The organism is Vibrio sp. KUL80 (assembly GCF_059725495.1).
Genome location: NZ_AP045841.1, coordinates 2,859,021 through 2,871,376, shown reverse-complemented (window position 1 = coordinate 2,871,376; position 12,356 = coordinate 2,859,021). Strand labels below are relative to the sequence as shown.

Genomic DNA, 12,356 nt, shown 5'->3' with positions numbered 1-12,356 from the left:
TGGGGATAGCCCAATTTTGGATATGTATTTACATTAAAGAGGATGTTCTCCGATGAGTTTGATTTCTGCAGCTCACGCAGCTGAAGCAGCACCACAAGGTGGCGGTTTCGAAATGCTAATCATGCTAGGCATGTTCGCGGTAATTTTTTACTTCATGATTTACCGCCCACAATCTAAGCGTGCAAAAGAGCACAAAAACCTAATGGCTTCTATGGGTAAGGGCGACGAAGTCCTAACTAACGGCGGCCTAATTGGTAAAATCACTAAAATCGCTGAAGATAACGACTACATTGCAATCGCACTTAACGACAACAATGAAGTAGTTATCAAGAAAGACTTCGTTACTGCAGTGCTACCAAAAGGTACGCTGAAGTCTCTATAAAACAGCTATAGGATCTCGCTGTGCTAAATCGTTACCCTTTGTGGAAGTACCTGATGGTGATATTCGCCATTGCGGCAGCGGCGTTATACGCACTTCCCAATCTATACGGTGAAGATCCGGCTATTCAAATTACAGGGGCGCGTGGCGCCTCTGTTGATATGTCGACGCTGGATACTGTCACTAAAGCTCTTGATGAAGAGCAACTCTCCCGTAAGTCCATTGCTCTAGAAAATGGCTCCATTCTTGTTCGTTTTACAGACACGGATACTCAGATCAGCGCTCGCGATATTATCAGCGAAGCGTTAGGCAAAGATTCAATCGTGGCACTTAACCTTGCCCCTGCGACTCCTAACTGGCTTGAAGCGATTGGCGCTGCGCCAATGAAGCTAGGTCTTGACCTTCGTGGCGGTGTTCACTTCTTGATGGAAGTGGATATGGATGCGGCGATGGAAAAACTTGTCGGTCAGCAAGAAGAAGGCTTTAGAAGTGATCTTCGTGAAGAGCGCATTCGTTACCGCTCTATCCGCCCTTCGGGTAGTGATGGCGTAGAAGTACTGCTCCGTGATGCTGAGCAACTTGCACAGGCGAAAACTGTGCTGGAAGCAAAATACCCAGACATGGACTTCACTGATTCTGACTCGAACGGCCGTTTTGCCCTTGTTGCTCGTTTCAAAGAAACTCGCCTACAAGAAATCCGTAACTACGCAGTTGAGCAGAACATCACTATCCTACGTAATCGTGTAAACGAACTAGGCGTGGCAGAGCCATTGGTTCAACGTCAAGGTGCGAGTCGCATCGTGGTTGAGCTACCGGGTGTTCAAGATACGGCACGCGCGAAAGAAATTTTGGGCGCAACAGCAACTCTAGAGTTCCGCGAAGTAGACAGTTCGGCTGACTTAGCGGCGGCAGCAAGTGGTCGCGCACCAGCGGGTAGCGAGATCAAGCTCGATCGTGACGGTCGTCCAGTTGTTCTTAAGAAGCGCGTTATTCTAGGCGGTGCTAGCATCACTGATGCGAGTTCGAGTGCTGATGAATATGGTCGCCCACAGGTTAACATCTCGTTAGACAGCGAGGGTGGTAACAAGATGGCGGCGTTCTCTCGTCAGAACATCGGTAAGCTAATGGCAACGGTTTTCGCTGAGTACAAAGACAGTGGCAAACGCACGCCAGAAGGCAAGGTTATCCTTGATAAGCATGAAGAAGTGATCAACCAAGCGACGATTCAGTCTGCACTTGGTCGTAACTTCCGTATCACAGGTATCGACTCTGCCGCTGAAGCGCACAACCTAGCGCTACTGCTTCGTGCAGGTGCTCTGATTGCGCCGATTTCTATTGTTGAAGAGCGTACTATCGGTCCATCAATGGGTCAGCAAAACATCGATATGGGTATCAAAGCGTGTATCACAGGTATGATTGCCGTGATGCTATTTACGCTGGTTTACTACCGTCGATTTGGTCTATTTGCCAATATGGCATTGATGGCGAACATCGTTCTTATCGTTGGTGTCATGTCGATGATTCCAGGTGCGACAATGACGCTACCAGGTATCGCAGGTATTGTACTGACTGTAGGTATGGCGGTGGATGCGAACGTTCTGATATTTGAGCGTATACGTGAAGAGCTCAAAGAGGGGCGTAACCCTCAGCAAGCGATTCACCAAGGCTACGCTAACGCCTTCAGTACTATCGCCGATGCGAACATCACGACCTTGATCACAGCTATCATTCTGTTTGCTGTCGGTACAGGTGCGATCAAAGGCTTCGCGGTAACACTGTCTATCGGTATTCTTACTTCTATGTTTACAGCCATCATAGGCACACGTTGTATCGTGAACCTAGTTTATGGCGGTAAGCGTATCAACAAACTGTCGATCTAAGGGTTAGTTATGTTTCAGATAATGAAAGCAGACAAAACGATCGACTTTATGCGTTGGTCAAAAGTTGCGTTCGTTCTATCTATTGTGATGATCGGCGCGGCTATTTTTACGCTGTCGACTAAGTGGCTTAACTGGGGTCTAGACTTCACTGGCGGTACACTTATCGAGGTAGGCTTTGAACAGCCTGCAAACCTTGAGGAAGTACGCTCAGCACTAGATGCGAAAGGCTTCGGCGATGCGACAGTGCAGAACTTCGGTTCGGCACGTGACGTTATGGTTCGCCTGCGTCCTCGTGATGATGTTCAAGCTGAAGCGCTTGGCAACCAGATCCTTGATGCGATTCGTGTGGGTACGGGCGAAGACGTTGAAATGCGTCGTATTGAGTTCGTTGGTCCTAACGTGGGTGATGAGCTCACAGAGGCAGGCGGTCTTGCGATTCTAGTGTCGCTTATCTGTATCTTGATCTACGTATCGGTACGATTTGAGTGGCGTTTAGCAGCAGGTGCGGTACTCGCGCTCGCGCACGACGTTATCATCACACTAGGCGTATTCTCGCTTATGCAGATTGAGGTTGATTTAACCATTGTGGCAGCACTTCTAACGGTTGTCGGTTACTCACTCAACGATACCATCGTTGTATTTGACCGTATCCGTGAGAACTTCCGCAAGATGCGTAAAGGTGAGCCAGCTGACATCATGAACAGCTCAATCACGCAAACGCTAAGCCGTACCTTGATTACGTCCGGTACTACCTTGTTCGTAGTTATCGCACTATTCACTCAAGGTGGTGCAATGATCCATGGCTTTGCGACTGCATTGCTACTAGGTATCACGGTCGGTACTTACTCTTCTATCTACGTAGCATCTGCGCTAGCTCTGAAACTGGGTATCCAGAAAGAGCACCTAATGCCACCACAGATTGAAAAAGAAGGTGCTGAGTTTGATGAGATGCCGTAAGGCAGATTGTTGGATCAGATGACATTGATAAAGCCACTCGAATGTTATATATAGTAACTTAAAGGGTGTATATTGTGTATTAAGGCAGAGAAATCTGCCTTTTTATTGCACAACTAACACTATAGGTATATAGTCAATGGTGTGTACAATATGTATAAGGAAGGCATGATTTGTCATCAGTAAAAGTCAGAGCGACGATTGTAGAGGACAATACGGGCATCAAAAGCCAACTGCCTATCTTGCTAACTGAGCAAGGAGAGTTAGGTACGGTCACGGACTACCTACTCAAACTAGAGGCGGACGGGGTGAGTAACTCCGTCATGAATGGATTTCTTCAAGCAGTATCCTTGTTGCTGGATTATATGGAAGCAAATAGAGGACTGTTTGATGATCCGAAGTTGCTCTTTCAGACCTTTTCTAAGCGGTTGTATACAGGAACGATTGGTGAAGATGGACTTGACCCATCAGGTTTGTATTGGGTGCCCAGTTCGACCAGTAATGTCAATAAACATATTCACCGACTAACGGCATTCACCGATTGGTTGGCAAATAAGCAAGGCACTGCGTCGATGAACCCTTTGCGTGATGCTACCCCTCATGAGCAGCGATTGAATTACGCTGCATGGTATCGAAAAAACCAAAATGATTTCCTCGGTCATATCGAAGATAAAACCGTCAATAAAACCATCCGTAAGGCTCGAACCATTAAGGGGCGCACACCACTCACTAAAACCGAAGATGACGCTATAGCCTTTCCTGAAAAGCATTGGGAAGACTTTTATATGAATGGCATTGGTGGTGCAAGCGACCCACGAGTGGCACTTAGGGACAAATTAATACTCCTACTGATGCACGGCGGCGGGTTACGGGAAAGTGAGGCTATAGCGCCTTGGGTCACAGATGTGTTTGAAGATCCCTATAACCCAGATAGTGCTATCGTTCGAATTTACAATGAAGTCGATGGCAAAGCGCCAAATGACCCTGAAGTTCGTTCTAAAAATCAAAATAGAGAGACGTACTTAAAAGAAAAGTATGCGCGTATACCTCGCCAGCGCATGAAAGGCACAGCACATCTTGGTTGGAAAAACCGTGTAGTTGACCATAAAGATAGCTACATACAGGTTCAGTGGTTCCCAACCGACTACGGTAAAGTGTTTATGTCACTTTGGAAAAACTATCAAAAGTACCGCGCCAGCATAGACTGCCACCACCCTTATGCGTTTATTTCTTTTCACCACAGTGCCTTCGGCAACCCTTACACCATCAACGCTTTCCATGATAACTACGCCAACGGTTTGAAGCGCATTGGTTTAGAGCCGAACAAAGCAGAAGGCTTAGACCCACATGGACATCGACACAACTACGGTAGACGACTTGAGCGCTCAGGACTGAACCCGTTGGTGATTCGACGCTGTATGCACCACAAGTCCCTAGACTCACAAATCCCCTACACAGGCAAAGGTCAGCAGGAAATCTCTGATGAACTCACCCAAGCCACACTGCAACTGGCGAACCCTGAATCCAAAGTAAAAGCTCTGGACTGGAAAGCGCTGGTCGAGCATGGCTTTGATGACATAGACCCACAGGGTTACTTCACAGGCAAACATCCTAAATTGAAAGGTAAGTAATGGCGAGAATACATGACGGACGTTCATCAGATTTAACCTTTTCTTGGATGCTCACCACACTCGGTGCTGAGTGGCAACAATGGCAAGAGTTAGCGTCAGAATGGATGGCTATACAAAATACTGGTGTAAACCATAAGTGTGATGCTTTAAACATTTTCTTTGAGGTGTACATTAAAGAATATGCTCAGTACGCCACAGATGTGGCTCTATTTTTTAGCGGGTATAAAGGGCATTTATGTAATAGCGAAGAACTTGAAAAGGCTGCGAGGACAAGACTAAACCACTCGAGTAATGTGCAAAAAGCTGTGAACTATCCCACCGACTTCATCGATTTTGTTATCGAAAAAGTGTTCTCCGAGGAAAATGACCATGGAAAGCTAATCTCATTGGTTCAAAACCCTCTCAGTAAAATCAGAGTGCAAGGTTCTGATACAGAAACTGTGCGCAACCCTCTGCCGTATCGTTACATTCAGGATTTACGCAAAATTCTTTGTCCGCTGCCCGACAAAGCGGAACTGACCTTCATTGAGCAAAACCTCAAGGGCGATGAATCCATGCTTGCGGGGTATCACTTTCGCCACTTCAAAGACTGGGCATGGGCGCAGCAGGCAGCAGGCGACTGGTTTGAAGTTGAACCTGAACTGATTGATAAGTCCGACCCTGATTGTGTGTGGCGCACCAAAGAAATGACTCGCAAAGGGAAAGTAATCACCCTCCACCAAATCTGGTCGCCTGTCAAAGCGATGGTAATTTTCATGAAGCTCCACCTACCACTGCGTACCTATCAGGTGCGTATGCTGGACAGCGGTGAAGCGGATACATGGCGCTATGAGCAAGGTCAATGGATAGTGAACAACGAGCATGATTTTGCGATTGGTAGTGAAAAGCGCCCCTTCGGAAAAGGCATCTTCCGCCGAATCCACGACACCATGACAGGGCTGTATTCAACAGGTCTGTACATCAACACCAACAAAACCGCCGACCAGAACAAAGACGAACTAGAGCGAGGCTACATCATCCCTTGGCAAAACGAGGAAGTGTTGTACTGGTTGGAAAAACTGCGTAACTGGCAAGAAAAGTATAATCCGATAGCAAAGCCCACCGACTGCACAACACTGCTGAACAAACACACTAAGCACAAGAAGTCGGATAAACAACTAGAAAGTATGGGTGAAATTGCCTTTTTGTTTCGTGATGCCTCGTCTAAAGGTAAGGATAGGCACAAACCAATTCCGAACACAGCGACAAATTCTTTCTGGTATCAACTCTTATTGAAGCTAGAAAACCAACTCGCAGAGCAAGGCAACACCTTAGATAACGGCGAGCGCTTAAAACTGGTTGTGGATTACCCAGAAGGTACGCGAGAAAGGCATAAGGTTTCCACACTCTTTCCCTTACACAGTTTGCGTGTTTCGCTCATCACAGCGTATACGATGGACACGCAATTGCCATTGCCTGTAATTTCTAAGTTATTGGCGGGACATACGCGCCTGTTGATGACCATCTACTACAACAAAATCACCCCATCTGTCATGGCAGAAAAGATGAGTGAAGCCGAAGCTCAACTGGAAGCCAAATCACCCCAATCAACACGCAACTTCCTTAAAGACGCCTCGATGGAGCAAATTCAATGCAAGATGGTGTATCACAGCGATGACAGCATTCAGGCAGCCTTGGCTAACCGCAACCCGATAGGCTGGGAAGAGCGCTCGTGTGGATGGTGTCTAGTTGGCGGTAACACTGTAAAATCGGATGAAGTCAGTACCCTTGGCGGGTGTTGGAACGGTGGTAAGCCGATTAATGATTCAAAAGTCGCCGCAAATCGCGTTTATGCCAGTGTGCCACATGGCCCTGAAAACTGTATCCGCTGCCGCTGGTTTATTACCGAAGCTTATTATCTTAAGCCACTCAATGCCCACTTCAATCAACTGAGTTACAAAGCGCATCAAGCGGCTAACCTCTCTGTGGAAATTGAGGGTGAACTGGAAGCCCTTAAAGACGAACAATTCTTTTGTGAAGAGCAAGGTAAGCCGTTCATCAAGCACGACGAACTGCAAACTCTACAGCGTCGCTATGAAAAACAGCAAGTCGAAACCGATGAGTACGCAAAAGACTGGATAGCGTGTTTTGAGCTTATCAACAAAATCATTCGTGTCGAAGAAGCCAGAAATGAGGACGACACAAAAGATAAACTGATTGCGGTTGGATCTGAGCAAGATGTCAGCCATGCCTTGAAGTTTATCGAAACCGACTCTGAGTTGCTGCACCTATCCCTGATTTGTGACGATGCAGAATTCTACCCTGATTTGCAGGACGAACTACGTAAAACCCCTGCTATTGAAAAGCGTTCACGCCAACTCAGTCGTGTGCTAATGAAAAAAGGCTTTGAGCCGATTTTCATGGAAATGGACGACAAACAACAACTCATCGCCGCCAACGCCATGCTGCGCCAAATGGCAAAAATCGCTGACCCTGACGACAAGCTCGAAGGCTACCGCAAAGTGGCAAACTACATCGAAGCGGGTGAATACCTGACTGATAACAAACTGTTCTCTCAGGGTATACATGCACTGACTGATAAAGCCATTCATCTAGATGGTATCGCACTACCGAACTTATTGGAGGATTAATGGAACTCGATATAGATGTCATTCTGGCTGACTTAAAAGAAGGCAAAGTGCCTCGCACCCAGCAAAACCTCGATAAGCTCAACGACACGCTGAAAGCCTATGCAGAATCAGGTCAGCGTGACTTCTCCATCACGCAAATTGGACGAGTTTCTGCCGAAAATGGCGGATTGGCTTATGAGGCTTTGCGTGCTACCCGTAACAAGCACTACCGAACACTCATCGAAGCATGGGCGGCAAAGTACAATACCAGTACCAAAAAACCGCTATCGAACACCTCACGGTCTAAATCCATCCCTGCGGACAATAAACTGTTAGAGCGCATCCCAGACCCTGCGGTACGCGCCTTGTTTGGTCAAATCATTGCCGAGCGTAACCGTTACCGAAAAGAGGTGAATTTGCTCAAGCAGCACGCCAATATTACCATCGACAAACGCCCTGTACGCCAGTTTGATACCACCGCAGAACCAAGCGTGGAAGTGCTACCATCCCTATCGGGGGTGCTCACCGATTCAGAAAAAAGAGCCTTAGCGTATGCCATTTCTGATGAATGTATGGAAAAGAACGACTGGCAAACTACTCAGGCGGGTCAGGTGAAAGACATGGAATACAACAGCGAAGTCTTCCCTAGAGGCTTTGTCACAGGGCTTCGCAAGCTATTGGGTGAGGTAGATGACTAATGGCAAATGGGCAGCAGAAAGCGCAACAAAACCTTGAGGCTTTTGAGGTCTGGAAAGCCACGCAGACGGACGATGAGTTTAAACAAATCGTATTCCGAGGTCAGCTTAATCGAATCGAAGTAGCAAAAGGAATTGGTTGCGGCAAATCGGCGTTAAACCAAAATCCTGCCCTTAAGAAAGCACTCAAAGCCTTAGAAGATGAGCTGCGCGGCAAAGGAGTCTTACCACCGTTGACCGATGCTGCTAAGAAGAATGGGGATAAGCCCAAAGCCTACGACAATACAGCGAATCGTAAGCTGCTCGATTCGAAACGGGTGTCGTCATTAGAAGCTGAGAACATTGAATTGAAAACCAGGGTCAGGGAGCTTGAAAAACGACTTGAGCGCTTCGGTGAACTGTCTGAAACCTTATCCGAAATGGGATTGATGCCACGATGAATCCTGTTTTGCATGAAGACCAAATGCGTGTCACCAGTATCCCTTATCGCTCGACCAAGATGGTGATATTCAGCGGTGTACCGCTGGCAAAAGACTCTTACAAAACCAATAGTGGGAAGTATTACGTCACCATCAAAGCCGACCCCAATAGCATCCCTGTGCTTCCAACGCTAGGTCAGCATTGGTCAGTCAAAGGTGCTCGCCAGATAGAAGATATGGAGATGGGTGATTATGTAATGCAGCAGCACACTTATGAATCACCCAAGCATATTGAATGCACTTTACCCGAAACACGGGAACAACTGATACGCTTTATCGCCAGAGAAAGTGACTTCAAGGGGATTGGCGAAAGCAAAGCTAGAGCGCTCTGGCAGCTCTTGGGTAAAGACTTCCATGCCACACTAAGAAATGACACCCCAGAGTCCAGAAAGCGTCTGACATCGATTTTGAGTGAAGATTCAGTGGAAGCGCTCTTTAAGGGGTACGCCAAATATAAAAATCTGGCACATTGCAATTGGATGAGTGAGCACAACATCCCCGCCAGTGTGCAGCAACGGCTGCTCAAGCATCACGGAGAAGCCACCATAGAGGTAATTAAGGACAATCCTTATGCTCTGCTGGGCTTTGGTCTTTCGTTCAGTGCCATTGAAGGTATTATCAAGGTAACGGATTTTAAGACCGATGTAGCTCAGGATGATCCAAGAAGGCTCAGCGCTGCTCTGGAAATGGCGATTCGCAAGGAGATTGAAAAAGGTCACACCTATACCACTCATGCCAATGTACGCCCTTATCTCAACAAATTACTGAAAGTCAAAGGATTGGTCACTCAAGCGTTCCAATCAGGTCATGATAAAGCCCAGTACATTTTAAATCCCGACACAGGAACCTACCATCCAACGGCGCAACTTCTGATGGAAAGTGTCGTTGCCAAACGGCTAAATACACTGATTAAGCGAAATGATTTGTTTGATGAAAACGCCAATGCTGCGTATTGCTCTGCGGCAGCGGAGCTTCCCTACGACCTAACCAGTAAACAAATCGAAGCCGTAACAACGTGTCTGGATAATTCGGTAAGCTGTATTACTGGCGGTGCAGGAACAGGCAAGACAACGGTACTCAGAACAGCTCTCAGGGCTTACCATCAACTTGGATTTGAAATACACGCCGTTGCGCTCAGCGGTCGTGCTGCAATGAGGCTTCATGAGTCCATCGGTTTTGTTACCTCAACCATTGCCAAGTTGCTGCGTGAAGACCCCATAGAACCCAGTATCGAGAAAACAAACCACCTACTGGTGATTGATGAGGCAAGCATGATTGACTTGCCAACCATGTATCGTCTTGTGAATCACACTCACCCCTCTGTACGATTGATTTTCACTGGCGACCCCGACCAACTCCCACCCATCGGCTGCGGCAAGGTGTTGGCAGACATCGTTGAAGCAAAAACGGTGGCTAATACGATGTTAGATATCGTCAAGAGACAGGAAGGTTCAACGGGTATCCCCGAATACTCAAAGCTCATCAATCAAGGTGTGATGCCTGATCGATTAAGTACGGGAGCAATACACTTTCACGAAACCAGTAAAACAGACATTGCCAAAGTCTGTTGTGAGCTTTACCAACAGTGTCCTGAAAACAGTCGCGTCATGGCTCCAACCAAGGCACTCGTATCAGAAATCAATAAACTCACCCAACAAGCCGTTAACCCAGATAGCACTAGCCTTGAGTTCGAAATCAATGGTGATAAGTTCTTTTTGCCACTTCGCCTCAATGATGCGGTGTTATTCACGCAGAATCATTACGACAAAGGCATTCAGAACGGCTCACTTGGTATGCTAACCAACGCCAAACCTTCTGGTGATAGTTACGGTGAAGTGACGCTAGATACAGGTGAAAAGGTCGAGATAACACAATCCGTTCTCGACTGCATGGAGTTGGGTTACACAATCACCCTACATAAAGCTCAAGGGTCACAGTTTCCACGCATCATCATCGCTCTGCAAAATGGAAGAATAGTAGATAGAGCATGGCTCTATACGGCAATCACGAGAGCTGAAAGTGAAATCCATATCGTTGGTAGTAGTGATGACATGAAGCAGATCACTGAGGCACCTAGTCACTCTCACAAGCGGAATAGCTATCTGAAAGAGCTGCTGGGTTAGCAGTTTCAAACTCGTTTTTGCCCCAAACCTTGCTAGAACCATGATAAGTATGCCGTACAAGCTTACTTTTTCTAACGGTAGAGTCCTAGGTAAGCAGCCATAACTAGTAATTTACCATGTTGACCTAACGCCACTTTTCGATTAGTTAGCTCTAACATAACCGCGCACTCAATAAGGCTAGTGGATTAGGATTGTAGCTTATGTGGGTGGTGATTAATCAAATACAAGGAGATTTACTTTAGCAACTAACACACCCTTCATTAACAATAATGTTGTTATTTAGTTTTCAACCCTTCCAAAAAGTTAAATTATATTTAAGTGATTGAATTTTATTGTTTTATTTTCAAGAGAATAGTAGATGTGTGTTGAGTAAGGCAGTATAGTCCAGATAATTCAAGATTTATGAAATCAACGTCATAGGTAAAAGGATAAATATAATGAAAAATTTTGTTTTAGCTGCAGCAACAGGCATGTTGCTAGTGGGTTGTGGCAGCGAAGGCGATTCTTCTGAAGGTGACGGTGCTGGTAACTATACCAATGAACAAGTTGGACTAGCGGTAAAATGCTCGAATCAGGCTGAAGGTGGTCTTTGCGAGGAAAATTCGAGTGGAAACACATGGTCAACTATGACCAATACAGATTTTTGTGGTTCTGGAATCTACTGTTTTGAAGATGGACACGCTGCTCCAACTAACCCTGCTTTAACGCGTTTTGTTGAAGGCGAACTTATCCCAGTATATTTCAGGGATAGCGAAGACTCTCGTTTCTCTCGCTCGATGGACTACTTCGAAGATCTGGTTGGATATCAGATTTTTGATAGGCGTGGCTCTGTTGATATCGACATCTCAGATCCAGAAAATGTTGATTTATCTCATTTGTCAACCGATTGGGGTTTTATCCTTAGCCAAGGAACTGCGATTGGTGATCCATTTGGTCAAGGGTATTGTAGCTCTGGTGGTGTGTCTGTTGGCCCATTCTCGTACTCCATGACTTCGCATATAGTATCTGTCGCTGACTATGGAATTAAGTACCCTGCTAAAAAATGGGGGCGAGACCATAAATTTACTTGGGTAAACATCGATAGTGTAAGTGGTGCCAATAATGGTAGTGTCAATTGTAGTCAGAGAGCAGGGCAGGACGTTACACATCATGAGTTTGCTCATGCTATGGGTATGTATAATCATTTCTCTGGCTTTGGTTTCAATGGCGCATGGGGTAAAAATGCTGAACGTGTGTTTAAGACAATGTACAGCCAGCAAAACCCTCCAGGCCAGCCATTCGATGCTCTAAACATCGAAAACTAATAAGTAATGACTAGCGCCCTTGGGCGCTAGTCTTGTGAGTCATATTGTAGTAGTCAAGTGAATCTAGCCACTACATTAGAGTGTTTGCCATACGTCAAGTAATCCGATAAATGCTAATTTAGCAACACATATAACACGGAATTGTCCCAAAACGTGTTTCAGCGGATGGTCAAGAAAAATCATAAATGCCTAGCGAGTAGTGAGCTGTGCGAGCGTCAGGAGTGGCTTTATTATTTTACTTTACCATCATTCCCTTAAATACCCTTATGGCAGGGTGATGGTCTTCACGCAGTGAGACCATC

Annotated in this window: 9 protein-coding genes; all 9 read left to right on the top strand. The window is 46.3% G+C overall.

What is annotated here, in order from left to right:
* The first annotated feature begins 52 nt into the window (after nucleotides 1-52).
* The 9 genes from yajC (at nucleotide 53) to AC6I8U_RS13160 (ending at nucleotide 12,054) form a co-directional block, all read left to right on the top strand.
* Nucleotides 53-382: a preprotein translocase subunit YajC gene (yajC, locus tag AC6I8U_RS13200; protein WP_042476222.1), complete on the top strand. Its 330-nt coding sequence runs from the start codon at nucleotides 53-55 to the stop codon at nucleotides 380-382.
* A gap of 20 nt (nucleotides 383-402) precedes the next feature.
* A complete protein-coding gene (gene secD / locus AC6I8U_RS13195) occupies nucleotides 403-2,259 on the top strand; it encodes a protein translocase subunit SecD (RefSeq protein ID WP_267967693.1) in 1,857 nt (618 codons plus the stop codon).
* A 9-nt stretch (nucleotides 2,260-2,268) separates the two neighbouring features.
* The gene (secF, locus tag AC6I8U_RS13190; protein ID WP_042476228.1) at nucleotides 2,269-3,216 is read left to right on the top strand and encodes a protein translocase subunit SecF; all 948 of its coding nucleotides are present in this window, start codon (nucleotides 2,269-2,271) and stop codon (nucleotides 3,214-3,216) included.
* Between the two features lie 170 nt (nucleotides 3,217-3,386).
* The gene (gene gmtY, locus AC6I8U_RS13185; protein WP_332395989.1) at nucleotides 3,387-4,844 is read left to right on the top strand and encodes a gamma-mobile-trio recombinase GmtY; all 1,458 of its coding nucleotides are present in this window, start codon (nucleotides 3,387-3,389) and stop codon (nucleotides 4,842-4,844) included.
* A complete protein-coding gene (gmtZ, locus tag AC6I8U_RS13180) occupies nucleotides 4,844-7,474 on the top strand; it encodes a gamma-mobile-trio integrase GmtZ (protein ID WP_498017126.1) in 2,631 nt (876 codons plus the stop codon). Before gmtY ends, gmtZ begins: the two co-directional genes overlap by 1 nt.
* Nucleotides 7,474-8,151 (top strand): gamma-mobile-trio protein GmtX, encoded by a 678-nt coding sequence (gene gmtX, locus AC6I8U_RS13175; protein ID WP_498017125.1) that lies wholly within the window; start codon nucleotides 7,474-7,476, stop codon nucleotides 8,149-8,151. The genes gmtZ and gmtX overlap by 1 nt, the downstream gene beginning before the upstream one ends.
* A complete protein-coding gene (locus tag AC6I8U_RS13170) occupies nucleotides 8,151-8,588 on the top strand; it encodes a VPA1267 family protein (RefSeq protein ID WP_498017124.1) in 438 nt (145 codons plus the stop codon). Before gmtX ends, AC6I8U_RS13170 begins: the two co-directional genes overlap by 1 nt.
* Nucleotides 8,585-10,750, top strand: a complete 2,166-nt coding sequence (locus AC6I8U_RS13165) for an AAA family ATPase (RefSeq protein ID WP_498017123.1) — start codon at nucleotides 8,585-8,587, stop codon at nucleotides 10,748-10,750. The genes AC6I8U_RS13170 and AC6I8U_RS13165 overlap by 4 nt, the downstream gene beginning before the upstream one ends.
* 437 nt (nucleotides 10,751-11,187) lie before the next feature.
* Nucleotides 11,188-12,054, top strand: coding sequence for a hypothetical protein (locus tag AC6I8U_RS13160; protein ID WP_498017122.1), 867 nt, complete (start codon nucleotides 11,188-11,190; stop codon nucleotides 12,052-12,054).
* The last annotated feature ends 302 nt before the right edge of the window (nucleotides 12,055-12,356 follow it).

Coding starts and splice junctions, on each gene's coding strand:
- gmtZ (WP_498017126.1), top strand. CDS start 4,844: ATGGCGAGAATACATGACGGACGTTCATCAGATTTAACCTTTTCTTGG.
- AC6I8U_RS13165 (WP_498017123.1), top strand. CDS start 8,585: ATGAATCCTGTTTTGCATGAAGACCAAATGCGTGTCACCAGTATCCCT.
- gmtX (WP_498017125.1), top strand. CDS start 7,474: ATGGAACTCGATATAGATGTCATTCTGGCTGACTTAAAAGAAGGCAAA.
- secF (WP_042476228.1), top strand. CDS start 2,269: ATGTTTCAGATAATGAAAGCAGACAAAACGATCGACTTTATGCGTTGG.
- yajC (WP_042476222.1), top strand. CDS start 53: ATGAGTTTGATTTCTGCAGCTCACGCAGCTGAAGCAGCACCACAAGGT.
- AC6I8U_RS13170 (WP_498017124.1), top strand. CDS start 8,151: ATGGCAAATGGGCAGCAGAAAGCGCAACAAAACCTTGAGGCTTTTGAG.
- AC6I8U_RS13160 (WP_498017122.1), top strand. CDS start 11,188: ATGAAAAATTTTGTTTTAGCTGCAGCAACAGGCATGTTGCTAGTGGGT.